This window comes from Streptomyces sp. NPDC126499 (genome assembly GCF_040302485.1).
Lineage (GTDB): Bacteria > Actinomycetota > Actinomycetes > Streptomycetales > Streptomycetaceae > Streptomyces.
The window spans coordinates 131610-150404 of record NZ_JBEOUO010000006.1 but is presented as its reverse complement, the minus strand read 5'-3'; the positions used below and the strand labels follow the sequence as shown (position 1 = coordinate 150404).

Genomic DNA, 18795 nt, shown 5'->3' with positions numbered 1-18795 from the left:
GCCTCGATCTCCTCAGCCTCAGTACGAGAAGGCCATGGGCCGGTCGGGGTCGCGGGCGTCCCCGCCGATCTTGGTGGGCGGGTTGAGGTCGTCCTCGGTGAGCTCGGGCGGGCCGGCCTTCGCGTACTTGACGAGCAGCCTCACCTCGATCACGGCGAGGACGGCGTAGAGCAGGGTGAAGGTGATCATCGAGGTGAGGACCTCGGCCGTGGAGACCCCGGGGGAGACGGCGTCACGGGTGCGCAGCACGCCGTAGACGACCCACGGCTGGCGGCCCATCTCGGTGAAGATCCAGCCCCAGGAGCTGGCGATCAGCGGGAAGCCCATGGTCCACAGGGCGACGATCCAGTACCACCGGCCCAGGCGGGGGCTCAGCGCCTTCCGCTTGAACAGGACCAGATGCGGCACTTCGTCCTCACCGGTCCGCAACCCGGGGGCGAGCATGAACTTCTTGCGGGTCAGCCAGAGGCCGGCGACGCCGATGGCCAGCGAGGCCATGCCGAAGCCGATCATCCAGCGGAAGCCCCAGTAGGCGACGGGGATGTTGGGCCGGTAGTCGCCGGGCCCGAACTTCTCCTGCTCCGCCTTGTTGATGTCGTTGATGCCGGGGACGTACGAGCTGAAGTCGTCGTTCGCGAGGAAGGACAGCAGGCCGGGGATCTCGACGGCGACCTTGTTGTGCCCCTTGTCGACGTCGCCGTAGGCGAAGACGGAGAAGGGCGCGGGCGCCTCGCCGTCCCACAGGGCCTCGGCGGCGGCCATCTTCATCGGCTGCTGCTTGAACATGACCTTGCCGAGCAGGTCACCGCTGACGGCGGTGCCGAGGCCGGCGATGATCAGGGTGATCAGGCCGAGCCGCAGCGAGGTCCGCATGACCGTGACGTGCTTCTTGCGGGCCAGGTGGAAGGCGGAGATGCCGACCATGAAGGCGCCGCCGACCAGGAACGCCGCGGTCATGGTGTGGAAGAACTGGGTGAGTGCGGTGTTCTGGGTCAGCACCAGCCAGAAGTCGGTGAGCTCCGCCCGCATCCGGCCTCCCTTCTCCACCATCCGGTAGCCGACCGGGTGCTGCATCCAGGAGTTGGCCGCGAGGATGAAGTACGCGGACAGGATGGTGCCGAGCGACACCATCCAGATGCAGGCGAGGTGGACCTTCTTCGGCAGCTTGTCCCAGCCGAAGATCCACAGACCGATGAAGGTCGACTCGAAGAAGAAGGCGATCAGCGCCTCGAACGCCAGCGGAGCGCCGAAGACGTCACCGACGAAGCGCGAGTAGTCGGACCAGTTCATGCCGAACTGGAACTCCTGCACGATGCCGGTGACCACACCCATCGCGATGTTGATCAGGAAGAGCTTGCCCCAGAACTTCGTCGCCCTGAGGTACTTCTCCTTCTCCGTGCGCACCCAGGCCGTCTGGAGCCCGGCCGTGAGGGCGGCGAGGGAGATCGTCAGCGGGACGAAGAGGAAGTGGTAGACGGTGGTGATGCCGAACTGCCAGCGCGCCAGAGTCTCTGGCGCAAGAGCGAGGTCCACGGCGTCTTCTCCTTACTTCGCGTGGTCACACGGCCGGCCTGCCCTTCGAATCCCACCCATCTCGGGAGGAAGCAGGCACGCTTGTGAACGCGTTCACATTCACAAGCATTATGGCTTATACGAAATCCGTACGTACAGGCGGGGCCCCTATGCCGAAGGTCACCCCTTCCCAAGACCTTCAACATATTGTTGAATCCGGGCCATGAACCTTCGGATACGCATCTCCTGGCCCGCCGGCCACACCACCGCCACCATCGACGAAACCCCCACGAGCAAGGCGCTCGCGGGGGCTCTCCCGATCTCCTCCACCGCCCGGACCTGGGGCGAGGAGGTCTACTTCGACACTCCGGTCTCCGCCGCCGTCGAGGACGACGCCCGGCAGGTCGTCCCACCGGGCACGGTGGCCTTCTGGACCGAGGGGGACGCACTCGCCCTCCCCTACGGCCCCACTCCCCTCTCCCGCGGTGACGAACCGCGGCTCGCCAGCCCCTGCAACATCCTGGGCAGGCTGGACGGGGACCCGAGGATCCTGGCCACCGTCAGGGACGGCGACCCGATCCGGGTGGAACGCGTCGACTGACGGACGGCGACCCGATCGGGGTGGGACGCGTCGACCGACGGACGGCGACCCGACCCGGCCGGACGCGCCGGGCGAGGGCCGGCGCCCGGCCCCGGCGCCCCGCCCCGGCGCACATGTCGACCGAAGGCCGGCCGCCACCACGCCGACCTGACGGACCGCCCTGCCGACCTGACGGACTACGCCTCCTTGCGGAAGCCCTCCGCCGCCTTCAGGAACAGGTCGTTCGCCTCGCACTCACCGATCGTGACGCGGACGCCCTCACCCGCGAACGGCCGGACCACCACACCGTGCCGCTCGCACTCCGCCGCGAAGTCCATCGTCCGCTCACCCAGCCGCAGCCAGACGAAGTTCGCCTGGGTGTCCGGCACCGTCCAGCCCTGGGCCACGAGCCCCGCATGGACCCGCTCGCGCTCCGCCACCAGCGAGCCGACCCGCCCGAGCAGCTCGTCCTCCGCCCGCAGCGAGGCCACCGCCGCGTCCTGCGCGAGCTGGCTCACCCCGAACGGCACCGCCGTCTTGCGCAGCGCCGCGGCCACCGGCTCGTGGGCCACCGCGAAGCCCACCCGCAGGCCCGCGAGGCCGTACGCCTTGGAGAAGGTCCGCAGCACCGCCACGTTGGGCCGGTCACGGTAGAGCTCGATGCCGTCGGGGATCTCGGTGTCGCGGACGAACTCCCGGTACGCCTCGTCGATCACCACCAGGACGTCGGAGGGCACCCGGTCGAGGAAGCGCTCCAGCTCCGCGCGGCGCACGGCGGTGCCCGTGGGGTTGTTGGGGTTGCAGACGAAGATCAGCCGCGTCCGGTCGGTGATCGCCGCCGCCATCGCGTCCAGGTCGTGCACCTCATCCTCGGTCAACGGCACCTGCACCGAGGTGGCCCCGCTGATCTGCGTGATGATCGGGTACGCCTCGAAGGAGCGCCAGGCGTAGATGACCTCGTCGCCCGGCCCGGAGGTGGACTGGAGCAGGGACTGCGCCACGCCCACCGACCCCGTGCCGGTGGCCAGGTGGGAGACGGGCACGCCGAAGCGGTCGGCGAGCTCCGCCATCAGCCCCGTACAGGCCATGTCCGGGTAGCGGTTGAAGCTCCCGGCGGCGGCCACCACGCCCTCCATCACACCCGGCAGCGGCGGATACGGGTTCTCGTTGGAGGACAGCTTGAAGGCGACCGGACCGCCCGCGGCGGCCGGCTTGCCCGGCTTGTAGGTGGGGATGCCGTCCAGCTCGGCGCGCAGCTTCGGGCCGGCCCCGCTCGTCCCGCTGTTCTCGCTCACAGTGTGTCCTCCTCGACCGTCCGTACCACCAATACTCCTCACCTTATGAGGATTCGCCTCCCCTGCGAATGGCCTGTGGACAACGGAGCGGCAACGGACCGCGAGCTGTGGACAACCCGGGGAGCGCGCGCAGGGGTGGCGCGCGCTGGTGGCGAGCGCCGTGGCGCGCATCCCCCGTAGAGGTGAGTTGAGACCTCTTCGAGACCTCGCCCTCACGCCAGGCACACGGGCATTGACGACCGCAGGTCCCACGTCGGGCGCCCCAACATCCTTGGATTCCAAGGTGGTTGACCATCAATGATCATGCAGAAACGTGCCTGTCAATGCCTGCATATGCGACCGGCCCGACCCACTCCCCTCGCCCTACTATCGGCTCGCCATGACAGCAGCAGGGAAGCACCAGGTGAGCCGGGCACAGACCCGAGGAAGCCGGCAGGGCCGGGCGGGCATCCGGGACGTGGCCGCCGCCGCCGGAGTCTCCATCACGACTGTCTCCGACGCGCTCAACGGCAAGGGCCGGCTCCCGGACGCCACCCGCCGTCACGTCCGCGAGGTCGCAGACCGACTGGGCTACCGTCCTTCCGCGGCGGCCCGCACCCTCCGTACCGGCAAGTCCGGCCTCATCGGCCTGACCGTGACCACGTACGGGGATGAACCTTTCACCTTCACCGAATTCGCGTACTTCGCGGAGATGGCCAGAGCCGCCACCTCGGCCGCGCTCGCCCGGGGTTACGCCCTGGTCATCCTGCCCGCCACCTCCCGTCACGACGTCTGGTCGAACGTCGCCCTCGACGGCACCGTCGTCATCGACCCCTCCGACCACGACCCCGTCGTCACCGAACTCGTCCGCCAGGGGCTTCCCGTCGTCTCCGACGGCCGCCCGGCCGGCACCCTGCCGGTCACCGCGTGGGTCGACAACGACCACGAGGCCGCCGTCCTCAACCTCCTCGACCACCTCGCCGCCGCCGGCGCCCGCCGGATCGGCCTGCTCACCGGCACCACCACCGACACCTACACCCGGCTCTCCACCACCGCGTACCTCAACTGGTGCGAGCGGGTCGGCCAGGACCCCGTCTACGAGGCCTACCCGGCGCACGATCCGTGCGCGGGCGCCGTCGCGGCCGACCGGCTGCTCGCCCGCCCCGACCGCCCCGACGCCGTGTACGGACTCTTCGACCCCAACGGCACCGACCTGCTCGCGGCGGCCCGCCGCTACGGCCTGCGGGTGCCGGACGACCTGCTGCTCGTGTGCTGCAGCGAGTCCACCGTCTACGCCAACACCGAGCCGCCCATCACGACCCTCTCGCTCAAGCCCCGCCGGATCGGCACCGCCGTCGTCCAGCTCCTCATCGACGCCATCGAGGGGATCGAGACGGACGGCCCGGTCGAGCAGGTGATACCGACGGAGCTGATCGTCCGCACCTCCTCCCAGCGGCGCTCGCCGCGGACCACCGTGAGCCCGCCCCGCTCTCCCTCGAAGGACTGATCCCGCGGAGGGGGAGGGATCAAGCAGGGGAGGGGACGGGGGTAAACCTCACGGCTCCCCCGTCCCTTCCCTGGCCTGGACCTTCCCAATTCGGGCGAAACAACCGGTGAACCCGGAGCGGACCCGGATTCACCACCCCTGGTGCGTCACACAGGAGGACCCTCATTCCTATGATGGGCGGACGACACCGCGGACCACCACGACCAGGCCGGTCCGCGATGTGCAGGGCATCGCGACGGTGGTGGAGGGGTCGATGACACAGGGGGACGGGCAGGAGCCCGTGGTGCGCACGGCGACGTTGCGTGACTTCCGTGTACCTCCGTACGCCCGCGTGCCCGTCCAGGGCCACCCGGTCGAGCCGCTCCCCGCGCCCGGGCCCACGGCCGCGCCCGGGCACGCGACCGGGCCCGCCTCCGGGCCCGCCTCCGGACCCGCACCGGCGCCCGTCCCGGCCGACGCCACCCTCCGGCTCGGCGGCCACCCCGAGCCGTACGGCTCCACCGGGCACCCGGGCAACGCCTTCCCCGACGACGAGCCGCCCGAGGGCTACACCCCGACCGAGCGCGACCTCCCGGTCATCAACCGGGGCGACACGGTCCAGGTCCATGTCACGCCCGTGCCCCAGCCGGTCCCCGCCACCACCGACGGCCGCGGCCCGCTCTACGTCGTGGGCGACGTCCACGGCTATCTGGACGAGCTCCTCCAGGCCCTCCACGCCCAGGGCCTGATCGACGAGAACGGCGTCTGGTCCGCCGGCAACGCCCGCCTGTGGTTCCTCGGCGACTTCACCGACCGCGGCCCCGACGGCATCGGCGTGATCGACCTCGTCATGCGCCTGTCCGCGGAGGCCGCCGCCGCCGGCGGCTACTGCAAGGCCCTCATGGGCAACCACGAGCTGCTCCTCATCGGCGCAAAACGGTTCGGCGACACCCCGGTCAGCTCCGGCGCCGGCACCGCCACCTTCCAGGCCGCCTGGCTCCTCAACGGCGGCCAGAAGCAGGACATGGACCGCCTCCAGGACGTCCACCTCCAGTGGATGTCCCGGCTCGACGCCGTGGTGGAGGAGGACGGGCACCTGCTCCTGCACTCGGACACCACCGCGTACCTGGAGTACGGCAGCACCATCGAGGACGTCAACGACACCGTCCACGAGATCCTCACCCGGAACGACGCGGACGAGGTCTGGGACCTGTTCCGCAAGTTCACCAAGCGCTTCGCCTTCCGCGACGAGGCCGCCGGGCCGCAGGCGGTGCAGGAGCTGCTCGGCACCTACGGCGGTCGCCGGATCGTCCACGGCCACAGCCCCATCCCGTACCTTCTCGGCCAGGTCGGCACGGACGACGGCGAGGAGGGCGAACGCCCGGTCGTCGACGGCCCGCACGTCTACGCGGACGGTCTGGCCATCGCGATGGACGGGGGAGTGACCATGGCCGGAAAGCTGCTGGTCGTCCAACTCCCGCTGCCCGCCTGACGCATAACACTCCGCATCCGGGGAAGTCGATTTCCCGAAACACCCTGTCACCACGGGCCGTCAGCGCAATACCATCGGCTCATCCGTAGCAGGCTCTCCTCCGTTTCCGCCCGACCCGCCGTCCGCGACGGCCGGTTCCGGCCCCTACGGAGCATCGGGGGATGCACATGAACGTGGCTCCGCACCTGCTGACCGAGGACCGCGCCGAGTTCGAGCGGATCCTCGACGACGCACTGCGCAACGCGCCGGACCATCCGGATCTGGCCGGGGTCGGCGAGCGGCTCACCACCGCCCAGCTGCGCGCGATGGCGCTGAACGCGACAGCGCTGATCACGACCGCCGCCGCGGTCGAGTACGACCACTTCGTCAAGGTCCGCGAGCGGGTCCGCTCGACGGCTCCCGGTACCGCCGAGATGCTGGGCGAGTCCGCCGGTGCGGGCGCCGTCGCCGTCGTCACCGTCCTCGCCCCGATCCTCGCGGGCACGGCGGCGGTCATCTTCCTGCTGGTCGGCGCGGTCCTGAAGATGCTCGACCCGGCACCCGCGTTCGCCGACACCCTGCTCACCGCCGGCCTCCTCTTCGGCGCCGTGGGCGCGGCGGGCCTGCTCCTCGCCGCCGTCGGCCTGCTCATGGCCGCGTTGCGCAACAGCGCCACCCAGGTCCCCGCCCCGAGCCCCGACGACGAGCTGTCGCGCGCGAAGGACGCCTGGTGCCGGGCGCTCCTGGACCGCGGCATCCTGCCCTTCCTCCGCGAGGCCCTGACCTCGGCGGCCACCGCCCCGCCCCTCCCACGGCAGTCCCCGCCCCCGTCGGGCCGCATACCCAAGGTCGGCTACAGCGGCCCCGACTTCACCAGCCCCGCCGCGGGCACCCCGGCGCCCCGCCCGAGCTACACGAGCCCCGATTTCACCAGCCCGGACTTCGGCCCGTCCGAGACCCGCCCGGAATGACGGCCCCGGGCCGACCGAGACCTCGTTGCCGACCACCGCGACCCCGGCCAACGGTCATGATCTCTCCCTGCCCGTGATGGAAAACCCCCTGGTCACCGGCTATTCGCGCCACTAGCGTCGGCCTCTCGTTCATACCGTCCGCAGGGGGAGTCATGCATGTCCGCACGACACGGCTGGCGACCTCAGCCGTAGCAGCTGTCGTCGGGCTCTCCCTCATGTCAGGGTGTGCCCCGGCGCAGGAGCCGACGACCCCCGCCGGAGCCTCGTCCACCGCCCCTTCGGCCGAGGCCGCCCTCGCACCCCTGACGACGGCCCAGCTCAGGACACTCGCCCTGAGGGACGAGGAAGTCCCGCAAGCCCACCCGCCCGTCGAGGTGCACGAACCGGCGCCGGAGGGCAACGGGCGCGCCTTCCCTCCTGTTTCCGAACCCTCCTGCCGGCCGCTCGTCGACGTACGTACGGGCAAGGGCTCGGTCACTCACGTCTTCCAGACCTTCAACTGGAAGGAGAACGTCATGGGAGGCGGCTCCACACTCGCCTCCTACGAGGACGGCAGAGCCGCACAGCTTTTCGCGGAGCTCAAGCGGGCCCTCGCCACCTGCCGGTCGTACGAGGGCGAGGGCTATACCGGGAAGTTCAAGGCGACGGTGAAGGCGGAAGCAGCACCGCAGGTCGGCGACGAAGCGGTGGCCTTCAGGGAGGTCATCCCGAAGGGACCGGAACAACCCGGAGACCGCAACGAGCAGTTCGTCGTCGTACGCGCGGGGAACACCATCGTCACGTTCTCCGAGCTCAGCGTAGGCGCAGACCTGTCGTTCCCCACCGAGCTGATCAGCCGCCAGGTGGAACGGCTGCGGGACGCTCAGCGAAGGTGAACGACCTGCTGATCCCCGCGCGTGCCCGTCAGGCCGAGGTGTCCCGGCACGTTCGCGGCCGACGGGCCCACGCCGCCGTACGACAGACGGGCCGGCCCGCGACTCCCCCGGGGTCGCGGGCCGGTGCCGGACGGTGCCGGTCCGTGCAGGGCCCTGTCGACCGGTGCAGGACCGTGCCGGCCGGTGACGGGCCGTTGCCGTACGGGCGCGAGCCGGGCGCCGGCGGTCCCCGCCCTACTCCGCCATCGGCAGGTAGACCCGGTTGCCCGACGCCGCGAACTCGGCCGACTTCGCGGCCATGCCCTGCTCGATCTCGTCCGCCTTCAGATCCCCGCCGTGTTCACGGCGGATGTCCTGGGAGATCTTCATCGAGCAGAACTTCGGCCCGCACATCGAGCAGAAGTGCGCCGTCTTCGCGGGCTCCGCCGGCAGCGTCTCGTCGTGGAACTCCCGGGCGGTGTCCGGGTCGAGGGCCAGGTTGAACTGGTCCTCCCAGCGGAACTCGAACCGCGCGTCGGACAGGGCGTCGTCCCACTCCTGCGCGCCCGGGTGGCCCTTGGCCAGGTCCGCCGCGTGCGCCGCGATCTTGTAGGTGATGACGCCCGTCTTCACGTCGTCCTTGTTGGGCAGGCCCAGGTGCTCCTTCGGCGTCACGTAGCAGAGCATCGCCGTGCCCCACCAGGCGATCATCGCCGCGCCGATGCCCGAGGTGATGTGGTCGTACGCCGGGGCGACGTCCGTGGTCAGCGGGCCGAGCGTGTAGAACGGCGCCTCCTCGCAGATCTCCTGCTGGAGGTCGATGTTCTCCTTGATCTTGTGCATCGGGACGTGGCCCGGGCCCTCGATCATCGTCTGCACGTTGTGGCGCTTGGCGATCGTGTTCAGCTCGCCGAGCGTGCGCAGCTCGGCGAACTGCGCCTCGTCGTTGGCGTCCGCGATCGAGCCGGGGCGCAGGCCGTCGCCCAGCGAGTACGTGACGTCGTACGCGGCCAGGATCTCGCAGAGCTCCTCGAAGTGGGTGTAGAGGAAGTTCTCCTTGTGGTGCGCGAGGCACCAGGCGGCCATGATCGAGCCGCCGCGCGAGACGATGCCGGTCTTGCGGCGGGCGGTCAGCGGCACGTACGGCAGCAGCACGCCGGCGTGCACGGTCATGTAGTCGACGCCCTGTTCGGCCTGCTCGATGACCGTGTCCTTGTAAATCTCCCAGGTCAGCTCCTCGGCCTTGCCGTCGACCTTCTCCAGCGCCTGGTAGAGCGGCACGGTGCCGATCGGCACGGGGGAGTTGCGCAGCACCCACTCGCGGGTGGTGTGGATGTTCCGGCCGGTGGAGAGGTCCATGACCGTGTCGGCGCCCCACTTGGTGGCCCAGGTCATCTTCTCCACCTCCTCCTCGATGGAGGAGGTGACCGCGGAGTTGCCGATGTTCGCGTTGACCTTCACCAGGAACCGCTTGCCGATGATCATCGGCTCGATCTCCGGGTGGTTGACGTTCGCCGGCAGCACCGCGCGGCCCGCCGCGATCTCCTCCCGTACGACCTCGGGAGAGACGTTCTCGCGGATGGCGACGTACTCCATCTCCGGGGTGATCTCGCCCCGGCGGGCGTACGCGAGCTGCGTGACGGCCTGGCCGTCGCGGCCCCGGCGGGGCAGCCGGGGGCGCCCGGGGAAGACCGCGTCGAGGTTCCTCAGCCCGCCGCCGCGCGGCGAGGTGTGCTTGATGCCGTCGTCCTCGGGACGGACGGGACGGCCCGGATACTCCTCGGTGTCGCCGCGCGCGATGATCCAGTTCTCGCGCAGCGGCGGCAGCCCGCGCCGTACGTCGGTGTCGATGGTCGGGTCGGTGTACGGCCCTGACGTGTCGTACAGCGTCACGTCCTTGCCGTTGGTGAGGTGCACCTGCCGGACGGGCACCCGGATGTCGGGGCGGGAACCCTCGACGTATCCCTTGTGCCAGCCGGGCGTGCGCTCCGGTCGGCCGCTCTGGTCGTCCTGGCTGGAGGCAGGCGTGCGTGCATCCTGAAGGGTCATGAGACCTATCTCCCTACGCCGGCATTACCCGGTAACAGGTTCGGCGGTCGGCGCAGCCTCTTCCCGTACGTGCGTACGGTGATCAGCGCCCTCTCAGCCCGGTGCTCCGAGCTCCCGCGTGTGCAAAGGTGTCACCACGCTAGCGTCATCCCGGGCGTGCTGAACAGTGGGCCCCCCGACGTTCTTGCGATGATCGGTCGGTGACCTCCTCGCAGCAGACCCCCGAACCGCACGGCCACGAGCACGGCCACGAGCCCGGCCGAGCGCCCGGCCACGGGCACTCCCACGCGCACAGCCACGGCCCCGCCGCGCCGGTCTCCCGGCATCTGCGCAAGGTCATCGCCGCGGTGCTGATCCCCTTCGCGACCGCCGTGGTCGTCGGGCTCCTGGCGCTGTGGCCGGGTGGCGCGCCGGCGCACGAGCGCACCGGCGTCGGCTTCGACCGGCAGACCGAGCAGGGCAAGGTGGTCGCCGTCGAACGGGTCGACTGCAAGGACGTGAACGCCGCCCAGGTCCCGCCGACCGGGGACACCTCCACGCCGGAGGGCCGCGAGGCGGTCCAGGCGCAGCAGGGGCAGTGCGAGAAGGCGACCGTCGAGGTCACCACCGGACCGGACAAGGGCCGGAAGTTCGTGGAGATCGTCCAGCCGGACGCCCCGCGGCAACTCGACGAGGGCCAGGGCGTGGTGGTGGCGTACGCGCCGGACGCGCCGCGCGACCTGCAGTACTCCGTCACGGACGTGAACCGGAAGCTGCCGATCGGCCTGCTCGCCGGCATCTTCGCGCTCGCCGTGGTGGTCGTCGGCCGGATGCGCGGGCTGATGGCGCTGATCGCGCTCGCCGTGAGCTTCCTCGTGCTGACCCTCTTCATCCTCCCGGCGATCCTCCAAGGTTCGAACCCTCTGGTGGTCGCCGTCGTCGGATCGAGCGCGATCATGCTGATCGCCCTCTACATGTGCCACGGCCTCTCGGCCCGCACCTCGGTCGCGGTGCTCGGGACCCTGGTCTCGCTGCTGCTGATCGGGCTGCTCGGCTCGCTGTTCATCGGCTGGGCCTCGCTCAGCGGCAACACGGACGACAACACCGGGCTCATCCACGGGCTGTATCCGGACATCGACATGTCCGGCCTGCTCCTTGCCGGCGTGATCATCGGCTCGCTCGGCGTCCTCGACGACGTGACGGTGACCCAGACCTCGGCGGTGTGGGAGCTGCACCAGGCCGATCCGCGGATGGGGCCGCGGGCGCTGTACCGGGCCGGGATCCGGATCGGGCGCGACCACATCGCCTCGGTGGTCAACACCCTGGTCCTGGCATACGCCGGTGCCGCCCTGCCCCTGCTCCTGCTGTTCTCGATCGCGCAGAGCAGCGTGGGGACGGTGGCCAACAGCGAGCTGGTCGCGGAGGAGATCGTGCGCACGCTGATCGGCTCGATCGGTCTGGTCGCCTCGGTGCCGGTCACCACCGGCCTGGCGGCGCTCGTCGTCTCGGCCGACCGGCCGGGGCCGGCGGGGCCGGGTCCGACGGGGTCGGGGCCGGGCGCCGGAGGACAGCGGCAGGGACGGGGCGGACGGCGTCGCCGGGCCAAGTGACCCGGCGCTCGCCCTGGCATCAGCAGATGCTCTGACTCAGCCGATGCTCCGACCTCGGTCGGCGTTCCGGCTCAACGGGTGCTCTGGTCTCAGCTGCTGCTCTGACCTCGGTCGGCCTTCCGGCTCAACCGGTGCTCTGGTCTCAGCCGGCGTTCTCCTCCGCCAGGATCCGTCCGAGCGCGGCCTCCAGGTTGTCCTCGAAGTCGCCCAGTGTTCGTTCCTGTCCCAGCGGAACGAGCTTGTCCGTACGGTCGAGGAAGGCGACCAGCGGCGGCGCGCTCGCCCGGAACAGGGCGCGGTCGCTGCCGACCTGGAGCCTGATCACCACGTCCGACAGCCCCTCGGGCTCCGTCGGAGCGATGTGCACATCGCCGTCACCGCTGGGCCTGTTGATCCCGTCGACCAGCAGTTCCCTGCCGAACGCCCAGGTGACGGGTGCGTCTCCGGGCAGGTGGAAGGTCATCCGCACCGCATAGGGATCGCGGGTCTCGTATCGCAGTTCCACCGGGATCCTGAAGGAGAGCTCCTCGGAGACGAGGAAGCTCATCAGGACCTCGGCCTGAACCGTCTCTCGCATCTTGTACCCCGCAATGGATGGGCAGTTGTGGAAACGTCGCTGAAAGCTGTGGTCGAAACGGCCAGGAATGATCCCTCATGGCCCTCTTGCGCCATCGTGCTGCACGCGCTAGCAGATCACAAGGAGTGATTTTTCAGATACTGATAGAGAAGGCGAGGGAACTGAAGAGCCTTCCGATCTCGTTCTGTAGCCGCCCGATTGCAGGGAGCAACCGTTCTTCCTGGTGGAGAGGGAGCGAGATCGCCATCGCGGCCGCCGTGGACCCCGCGGTGAGGGGAATGGCGGCGCATACCGTGCCCAGGGCATATTCCTGACGCTCCACCAGGGGTTCCATCCTCCCCATTCCGCCCAAACGGTTCAAAAGGGCGCGGCGATTACGCACCGTATAGGGCGTCAGGGCTTCCACCGGATGCCGGTCGAGGTGGTCTTGACGACTCTTCAGATCCAGTTGGCTCAGCAGACACTGCCCGATGGCGTGCGCGTGGCCGGTCTCACGGAAGTCCGCCCACTCCTCGACGGCGGGGGCCGCGGGGGTGTCGGCCACGGCGACGAGCTCGATCTCGCCGTCGCGGTAGATGGCGAAGTAGACGGGGACGCCGATGGCGTCGCGCCAGTGCGCGAGAGAGTCTTCGATCTTGGTGCGACGATTCTGCAGAACGCCGCCACCGACCAGACGGCCGGCGGCGTCACCGAAGACGAACACCCCCTTCTCGCGGCGCAGATAGCCCTCGTGCGTCAGGGTGCGAAGCAGGTGGTACGCGGTGGGAAGCGGGAGTCCCGCCTCGCGCGCGAGCTGTTTGGCGGGCGCCCCGTCCTCGTGGGAGCCCACGGCTTCCAGCAGTCTCAGGGCCCGCTGGACCGAGCCGATCAGGGTAGGAGCAGCGGGCTGCGAAGCAGTGGCCAAAGGTCACCCCCAGGCGTGTCGACGAGTGCGTCGCACCCGCCCGCGGGGGCCGCCCCCGCGCGCCCACCGCGGCCTGGGACCGGTGGGGTCCGGTGGCGGACCCGTCCGGGGACAGGCACGATCACGCTGGTCGGCACGGAGTCCATGCCTGTGGTTCCCGGGGCGGCAGAGGATTTCCACTCTAATGGCAGGCACTGCGAGGAAAGCCCGTTTCCATCCGGGCGTTCGCTCGGCCGGGCTAACCGCCGGACCGGACTTCATACCAGCGGGTAACCGGGTTACCAGTCCCCGCGCGAGGTGGACGAGGACGTGAACTTCCGGACCACGTAGATCAGACCGCCGACCAGCGCCACGAACACCAGCAGCTTGAAGAGCAGCCCGACCACGAAGGTCAGCACGCTGGTGATCAGTCCGCCGAAGACGACCAGGGCGATGAGGGGTATGGCGACCCACTTCACCCACCACGGCATTCCCGCGAGAATCTCCTTCACCGCCATTGCGCTTACCTCTTCTCCGAAGGGCTCACCGGCACGCCGTGCGCCGACACCCTCGATGCTAGGGGCGAGGACCGGGCGAACGGGGGCCTCGCGGCCCCCGCTCTTCCCTGATCCGCCCCCTAAGGGGTCGGTTCCGAGCCGGGAAGGCCGTCAAGGGGAGAGGTCTCAGGCCTCCGGCGGCGAGAACACCACCATCACCCGCAGGTCCTCGGTGATGTGGTGGAACTTGTGCGGCACCCCGGCCGGCACGTAGACCACGCTGCCCCGCGCCACCTGGGTCGTCTCCGTCCCCACCGTGATCGCGGCCCGGCCGCTGACCACGAAGTACACCTCGTCCTGACCGTGCGGCCGCTGCGGGTCCAACTGGCCCGCGTCGAGCGCGTACAGGCCGACCGACATGTTCCGCTCGCGCAGGAACTGGAGGTAGGCGCCCTCGTTGGCCGCCCGCTCCGCTTCCAGCTCGTCCAGTCGGAATGCCTTCATCGCTCGTTCGCCCCTGCCCTTGGCCAGATCATGTCTGCCACGATCTGACACATGAAGAATTTCGTCGTCAAGACGCTCGCGAACGCGGGCGCCCTGGGTATCGCCATCTGGCTGCTCCAGGACATCACACTGACCGGTGACAGCACCGGCAAGAAGGCCTGGACCCTGATCCTGGTCGCCCTGGTTTTCGGCCTGGTGAACTTCCTGGTGAAGCCGGTCGTGAAGCTGCTCACGTTCCCGCTCTTCGTCCTGACCCTCGGTCTGATCACCCTGGTCGTCAACGCGCTGATGCTGCTGCTGACCTCCTGGCTCGCCGACAAGCTCGACCTCAGCTTCCACGTGGAGGGCTTCTGGACCGCCGTACTCGGCGGCCTGATCATCTCGGTCGTCTCCTGGGCGCTGAACGTCATCCTTCCCGACGGCGACTGAGGGCCGGCCATGACATGCGCCCGCCCTCTCGGCGCCCACGACGAGCCACAGGAGCAGCCGGAATGAGCCACACCATCGGGGAGGGGACGCGGGCGGTGCGGGCCGGTCTGCCCGAGCCCGTGAAGTACGAGCCGACCCTCCCGGGTCCGGTCTTCGCGGCCCACTTCCACCTGCCCGGCGAGCCGACCGGCCCGTACACCTACGGCCGTGACGAGAACCCCACGTGGACCCATCTGGAACGCGCCATCGGCGAACTGGAGGCACCGGGGGAGAGCGGCGCCGCGACGCTGGTCTTCGCCTCCGGCATGGCCGCCATCTCCGCCGTCCTCTTCTCGCAGCTCAGGAGCGGCGACGCCGTCGTCCTGCCCGACGACGGCTACCAGGCGCTGCCGTTGCTGCACGAGCAGCTGCGGGCGTACGGGATCGAGGTGCGCACCGCGCCGACCGGCCAGGACGCCCAGCTGTCCGTCCTCGCCGGGGCGAGGCTGCTGTGGCTGGAGACGCCGTCCAACCCGGGGCTCGACGTGTGCGACGTGCGCCGGATGGTGGCCGCCGCCCACGAGGCCGGAGCCCTCGTCGCCGTCGACAACACCCTGGCCACCCCGCTCGGACAGCGGCCGCTCCAGCTCGGCGCCGACTTCTCCGTGGCAAGCGACACCAAGGGGATGACCGGGCACGGCGACATCCTGCTCGGGCACGTCAGCTGCCGTGACCCGGAGCGGGCCGCCGAGGTACGGCGCTGGCGCAAGATCGTCGGTGCGATTCCGGGCCCCATGGAGGCCTGGCTCGCCCACCGCTCCCTGGCCACCCTCGCGCTGCGGATCGACCGCCAGTGCGCCACCGCCCTCGCCCTCGCCGAGGCGCTCTCCGAACACCGGGACGTCACCGGGCTGCGCTACCCGGGGCTGCCCGGAGACCCCTCGCACGAGGTGGCCGCCCGGCAGATGCGGCGGTTCGGCTCCGTCGTCTCCTTCGTCCTGCCGGACCAGGAGTGGGCCGACCGCTTCCTGGACGCGCTGCGGCTGGTCGACGACGCGACCAGCTTCGGCGGGGTGCGGTCGACGGCCGAGCGGCGCGGACGCTGGGGCGGGGACGCCGTGCCCGAGGGCTTCGTCCGCTTCTCGGTGGGCGCGGAGGACCCGGACGATCTCGTCGCGGACGTCCTCAGGGCCCTCGACGAGGCCGCACGGTGAGGAAGGGGCGTTCCGAACCTCCCCCCTCGTGGCTCGGAACGCCCCGGTGCACCGCGGAATCGACACGCGGAGACCTGTCTGTACAAGGCTAGTTGACTCTGCGTCAGTGTCCAATCACGGTAGCGACAGCGACCTATCGACTTATTTATAGTTGGACGGTCCTGAGGCGCCGTCAGCGGACCGCCTGAGTCGAACGGCCGCACGCGGCCGGGAGGGGGCGGACATGGACCTGACCCTGCTGCGCACGTTCGTCACGGTGCACCGGGCCGGCTCCTTCACCCGCGCCGCCGCGCTGCTCGGCCTCTCCCAGCCGGCCGTCACCAGCCAGATCCGCACCCTGGAACGCGAACTCGGCCGGCCCCTCTTCCTCAGGCGGGCCCGTGGCGTCACCCCCACCACCATCGGCGACGAGCTCGCTCACCGCGCCGCCCCGCACCTGGACGCGCTCGTGGAGATCGCCGAGACCGGCCTGGACGAGCAGAGCGGCGTACGCACCCTGCACGTCGCCGGGCCGCCCGAGTTCGTCTCGGCCCGGGTGCTGCCCGCCCTGACCCCGCTGGTCACCCAGGGGCTCGCGGTCCGCGCGGCCCTCCTGGGCAACGCGGAAGACACCCTCGACGGTCTCGCCGCGGGTCACCACGATCTGGCCGTCGCCACCGCCCGCCCGCGCGGCGGCCTGTTCGCCGCCACCCCGCTCTGCGACGAGGAGCACGTCCTGGTCGCCGCGCCGCGCTGGGCCGCCCGGCTCTCCCCCGGAGTGCTGCTGCGCAAGGGCGCGGTCGTCCTGGAGCAGCTGCCCGTGGTCGAGGTGCACGAGTCGCTGCCCTTCGTCACCCGCTACTGGGCGGCCGTCTTCGAGACCAAACCGGCCGCCGCCGCGACCGTGATCGCTCCCGACCTGCGGGCCGTCCTGGAGTCCGCCGCCTCCGGCGCGGGACTCGCCGTGCTGCCGCGCTATCTGTGCGAGGACGACCTGGCGCGGGGGCGGCTGGTGGCGCTGCTCGACCCTCCGGTGCCGCCGCTGCGCACCTACTTCCTGGTCGTCCGCACCGGCAGCCTCGCCCTGCCGCACATCGCGCGGGCCCACGACCGGCTGCTGCGGGCCGCTGGAGACTGGTGAGATTCCGGACAGCGCGCGTTTCAGGACACCGGGGAGCGGCCATTTTCTTCCCATGACCGAACGACCGGTGGTCAAGCGCACCGCACGCGCCATCCTGCTCGACGGGGACGACCTGATCCTCATCAAGCGCACCAAGCCCGGCATGGATCCCTACTGGCTGACGCCCGGCGGCGGGGTGGAGCCCACGGACGCGACCGTCGTCGAAGCCCTGCACCGCGAGGTCCACGAGGAGCTGGGCGCCAAGATCGTCGACGTGGTGCCCTGCTTCGTCGACACCGTGGAGCACATCGTCGACGGCGGGGTCTCCGGGGTGAAGGTGCAGCACTTCTTCGTCTGCCGCCTGGAGTCGATGGACCCCTCGCAGCGGCACGGCCCCGAGGTCGAGGAGCCGCAGGGCGAGTACGAGATCGTGCGCGTGCCGTTCAGCCGGGTCGGGATCGCCGCCGTCCACCTCGTACCGCTCTCGCTGCGGCACTACCTGGACGCCAACATCGAGGGCGTCCGCGCGATGCACGCCCCCGACCTCGGTTAGGAGGCGACCAGCTCCCCCAGATAGTCGTGGCGGATCCGGTCGGTGGGGATGCCGGCGCCCCTCAGGGCGTCGACCCCGCTGCGGATCATGCCGAGCGGGCCGGAGAGATAGGCGTCGTACTCGGCCCAGGGCCCGTACCGGCGCACGGCGTCCGGGAGCCGTCCCTCCTTCTCGGTGACCGGCCGGACGGCGAGCCACGGGAAGGTCTGCTGGAGCCGCATCATCGTGTCGATGTCGTAGAGGTCATGGCCGCTGCGGGCACCGTAGAACACCTCGACGGGCCGTCGGTCCCCGTGCTCGGCGACGTCCTCGACCAGCGCCTTGATCGGAGCGATGCCGGTCCCGCCGCCCAGACAGAGCAGGCCGTTGTCCGTGGAGTGGTCCACGGTCATGGAACCGGCGGGCGGTCCGAGCCGCAGCACGTCCCCCGGGCGGGCCCGGTGCACCAGGGCGTTGGACACCCAGCCCGCCGGCACCGCCTTCACGTGCAGGGAGAGCAGTCCGTCCGGCCGGGGCGCGGAGGCGAAGGAGTAGTGCCGCCAGATCCGCGGCCACCACGGCGTCTCCAGGGTCGTGTACTGCCCCGCGAGGAACGGATAGGGCTGATCGGGCCGGAGCGTGATCACGGCGACGTCGGGGGTGCGCAGATCGTGGGAGACCACCTCGGCCTGCCACCAAGCGGGTGCGTGCTGCTCGTCCTCGGCCGCGGCGTCGATCATGATCTGCGAGATCGTCGTGTACGTCCGGACCCAGGCCGCCTCCGTGTCCTCGTCCCAGGTGGAGACGGCGTACCGGTCGAGCGCGCCGATCAGGGCCTCGCCCACGGCCGGGTACTGCTCGGGCCGGGTGCCGTACTTGCGGTGTCCGCGCCCGAGGTTCCGGAGGTACTCGGTGAGCACGGCGTCGTCGTCGAGGTGCTCGGCCGCCGTGAGCAGCGCCTTGAGGAGCCGGTCGCGCTGGGTGTCCATGGCGGCGGGGAACATCGCCCGCAGCTCGGGACGGCGGGTGAAGAGCAGCGCGTAGAAGTACGAGGTCACCCGGTCGGCCACCGGGGCGATCTCCGCCAGGGTGCGGCGGACCAGGACCGCGTCCGCCGAGGGCGGGTCCGCCGGGAGCGAGGGCTGGGGTTCCTCCTCCGCGGCCGGCTGTGCGGCCGGTATTCGGGGCAGCGCCTCCGTGGCCGCAGCCGGAGCATCCGTCATGTCCTTGCCTCCCCGCAGTCGGCCTCCGTGTTCGCAGGATGGCAGTCCGATGGCGAGAACGGGCAGAAAGCG

18 protein-coding genes and 1 riboswitch are annotated in these 18795 nt (G+C 70.4%); of the genes, 10 read left to right on the top strand and 8 right to left on the bottom strand.

The features are described 5' to 3' along the window. Positions 1-18: 18 nt before the first annotated feature. Positions 19-1533 carry a cytochrome ubiquinol oxidase subunit I gene (locus ABTZ91_RS10965; RefSeq protein ID WP_352076835.1) on the bottom strand — a complete coding sequence of 505 codons (1515 nt, stop codon included), beginning with the start codon at positions 1531-1533 and terminating at the stop codon, positions 19-21. A gap of 202 nt (positions 1534-1735) precedes the next feature. Here ABTZ91_RS10965 and ABTZ91_RS10960 point away from each other — a divergent pair, with 202 nt between their 5' ends. After that, positions 1736-2113, top strand: coding sequence for a cyclophilin-like fold protein (locus tag ABTZ91_RS10960; protein WP_352076834.1), 378 nt, complete (start codon positions 1736-1738; stop codon positions 2111-2113). A gap of 176 nt (positions 2114-2289) precedes the next feature. On the opposite strand, the gene hisC is transcribed toward ABTZ91_RS10960, so the two are convergent. Beyond that, on the bottom strand, positions 2290-3387 hold the full coding sequence (gene hisC, locus ABTZ91_RS10955; protein WP_352076833.1) for a histidinol-phosphate transaminase: 1098 nt from the start codon (positions 3385-3387) through the stop codon (positions 2290-2292). Between the two features lie 379 nt (positions 3388-3766). Between hisC and ABTZ91_RS10950 the strand changes: the two genes are divergently transcribed. The 4 genes from ABTZ91_RS10950 to ABTZ91_RS10935 all read left to right on the top strand — a co-directional run bounded on the left by ABTZ91_RS10950 (position 3767) and on the right by ABTZ91_RS10935 (position 8169). Beyond that, the gene (locus tag ABTZ91_RS10950; RefSeq protein WP_352076832.1) at positions 3767-4873 is read left to right on the top strand and encodes a LacI family DNA-binding transcriptional regulator; all 1107 of its coding nucleotides are present in this window, start codon (positions 3767-3769) and stop codon (positions 4871-4873) included. Positions 4874-5126: 253 nt separating this feature from the next. Beyond that, the gene (locus ABTZ91_RS10945) at positions 5127-6344 is read left to right on the top strand and encodes a metallophosphoesterase (RefSeq protein ID WP_352076831.1); all 1218 of its coding nucleotides are present in this window, start codon (positions 5127-5129) and stop codon (positions 6342-6344) included. 161 nt (positions 6345-6505) lie between these two features. Beyond that, positions 6506-7294 (top strand): hypothetical protein, encoded by a 789-nt coding sequence (locus tag ABTZ91_RS10940; protein WP_352076830.1) that lies wholly within the window; start codon positions 6506-6508, stop codon positions 7292-7294. Between the two features lie 215 nt (positions 7295-7509). Beyond that, the gene (locus ABTZ91_RS10935; protein WP_352076829.1) at positions 7510-8169 is read left to right on the top strand and encodes a hypothetical protein; all 660 of its coding nucleotides are present in this window, start codon (positions 7510-7512) and stop codon (positions 8167-8169) included. Positions 8170-8403: 234 nt separating this feature from the next. On the opposite strand, the gene thiC is transcribed toward ABTZ91_RS10935, so the two are convergent. After that, complete coding sequence (gene thiC / locus ABTZ91_RS10930; protein WP_352076828.1) at positions 8404-10197, bottom strand: phosphomethylpyrimidine synthase ThiC; 1794 nt, start codon at positions 10195-10197, stop codon at positions 8404-8406. Next, positions 10191-10325, bottom strand: a riboswitch (TPP riboswitch). (Overlaps the previous gene by 7 nt.) A gap of 72 nt (positions 10326-10397) precedes the next feature. Between thiC and ABTZ91_RS10925 the strand changes: the two genes are divergently transcribed. Then, on the top strand, positions 10398-11786 hold the full coding sequence (locus ABTZ91_RS10925) for a YibE/F family protein (RefSeq protein WP_352076827.1): 1389 nt from the start codon (positions 10398-10400) through the stop codon (positions 11784-11786). A 142-nt stretch (positions 11787-11928) separates the two neighbouring features. Here ABTZ91_RS10925 and ABTZ91_RS10920 read toward each other — a convergent pair whose 3' ends face one another. From ABTZ91_RS10920 to ABTZ91_RS10905, 4 genes are all read right to left on the bottom strand, one after another. Next, positions 11929-12363, bottom strand: coding sequence for an SsgA family sporulation/cell division regulator (locus tag ABTZ91_RS10920; RefSeq protein ID WP_345486857.1), 435 nt, complete (start codon positions 12361-12363; stop codon positions 11929-11931). A 133-nt stretch (positions 12364-12496) separates the two neighbouring features. Continuing rightward, positions 12497-13267: a helix-turn-helix domain-containing protein gene (locus ABTZ91_RS10915; protein ID WP_352076826.1), complete on the bottom strand. Its 771-nt coding sequence runs from the start codon at positions 13265-13267 to the stop codon at positions 12497-12499. A gap of 278 nt (positions 13268-13545) precedes the next feature. Then, positions 13546-13764: a DUF5326 family protein gene (locus ABTZ91_RS10910; RefSeq protein WP_352076825.1), complete on the bottom strand. Its 219-nt coding sequence runs from the start codon at positions 13762-13764 to the stop codon at positions 13546-13548. A gap of 165 nt (positions 13765-13929) precedes the next feature. Next, positions 13930-14247 (bottom strand): cupin domain-containing protein, encoded by a 318-nt coding sequence (locus tag ABTZ91_RS10905; protein WP_352076824.1) that lies wholly within the window; start codon positions 14245-14247, stop codon positions 13930-13932. 51 nt (positions 14248-14298) lie between these two features. Here ABTZ91_RS10905 and ABTZ91_RS10900 point away from each other — a divergent pair, with 51 nt between their 5' ends. The 4 genes from ABTZ91_RS10900 (at position 14299) to ABTZ91_RS10885 (ending at position 17521) form a co-directional block, all read left to right on the top strand. Beyond that, the gene (locus tag ABTZ91_RS10900; protein ID WP_352076823.1) at positions 14299-14676 is read left to right on the top strand and encodes a phage holin family protein; all 378 of its coding nucleotides are present in this window, start codon (positions 14299-14301) and stop codon (positions 14674-14676) included. 62 nt (positions 14677-14738) lie between these two features. Beyond that, positions 14739-15869 (top strand): cystathionine gamma-lyase, encoded by a 1131-nt coding sequence (locus tag ABTZ91_RS10895; RefSeq protein WP_352076822.1) that lies wholly within the window; start codon positions 14739-14741, stop codon positions 15867-15869. 223 nt (positions 15870-16092) lie between these two features. Beyond that, entirely contained in the window at positions 16093-16989 is an 897-nt protein-coding gene (locus tag ABTZ91_RS10890; protein ID WP_352076821.1) for a LysR family transcriptional regulator, read from the top strand. Between the two features lie 52 nt (positions 16990-17041). Then, complete coding sequence (locus ABTZ91_RS10885; RefSeq protein ID WP_352076820.1) at positions 17042-17521, top strand: NUDIX hydrolase; 480 nt, start codon at positions 17042-17044, stop codon at positions 17519-17521. Here ABTZ91_RS10885 and ABTZ91_RS10880 read toward each other — a convergent pair. Beyond that, a complete protein-coding gene (locus ABTZ91_RS10880; protein WP_352076819.1) occupies positions 17518-18723 on the bottom strand; it encodes a globin domain-containing protein in 1206 nt (401 codons plus the stop codon). The genes ABTZ91_RS10885 and ABTZ91_RS10880 overlap by 4 nt on opposite strands. Positions 18724-18795: the final 72 nt, after the last annotated feature.

Bases quoted from the DNA above. Each gene is read 5' to 3' on its own strand.
- ABTZ91_RS10895 (WP_352076822.1), top strand. From the start codon at position 14,739: ATGAGCCACACCATCGGGGAGGGGACGCGGGCGGTGCGGGCCGGTCTG.
- ABTZ91_RS10905 (WP_352076824.1), bottom strand. From the start codon at position 14,247: ATGAAGGCATTCCGACTGGACGAGCTGGAAGCGGAGCGGGCGGCCAAC.
- ABTZ91_RS10945 (WP_352076831.1), top strand. From the start codon at position 5,127: ATGACACAGGGGGACGGGCAGGAGCCCGTGGTGCGCACGGCGACGTTG.
- ABTZ91_RS10935 (WP_352076829.1), top strand. From the start codon at position 7,510: ATGTCAGGGTGTGCCCCGGCGCAGGAGCCGACGACCCCCGCCGGAGCC.
- ABTZ91_RS10950 (WP_352076832.1), top strand. From the start codon at position 3,767: ATGACAGCAGCAGGGAAGCACCAGGTGAGCCGGGCACAGACCCGAGGA.
- ABTZ91_RS10900 (WP_352076823.1), top strand. From the start codon at position 14,299: ATGAAGAATTTCGTCGTCAAGACGCTCGCGAACGCGGGCGCCCTGGGT.
- ABTZ91_RS10890 (WP_352076821.1), top strand. From the start codon at position 16,093: ATGGACCTGACCCTGCTGCGCACGTTCGTCACGGTGCACCGGGCCGGC.
- ABTZ91_RS10880 (WP_352076819.1), bottom strand. From the start codon at position 18,723: ATGACGGATGCTCCGGCTGCGGCCACGGAGGCGCTGCCCCGAATACCG.
- ABTZ91_RS10920 (WP_345486857.1), bottom strand. From the start codon at position 12,363: ATGCGAGAGACGGTTCAGGCCGAGGTCCTGATGAGCTTCCTCGTCTCC.
- thiC (WP_352076828.1), bottom strand. From the start codon at position 10,197: ATGACCCTTCAGGATGCACGCACGCCTGCCTCCAGCCAGGACGACCAG.
- ABTZ91_RS10940 (WP_352076830.1), top strand. From the start codon at position 6,506: ATGCACATGAACGTGGCTCCGCACCTGCTGACCGAGGACCGCGCCGAG.
- ABTZ91_RS10960 (WP_352076834.1), top strand. From the start codon at position 1,736: ATGAACCTTCGGATACGCATCTCCTGGCCCGCCGGCCACACCACCGCC.
- ABTZ91_RS10885 (WP_352076820.1), top strand. From the start codon at position 17,042: ATGACCGAACGACCGGTGGTCAAGCGCACCGCACGCGCCATCCTGCTC.
- ABTZ91_RS10910 (WP_352076825.1), bottom strand. From the start codon at position 13,764: ATGGCGGTGAAGGAGATTCTCGCGGGAATGCCGTGGTGGGTGAAGTGG.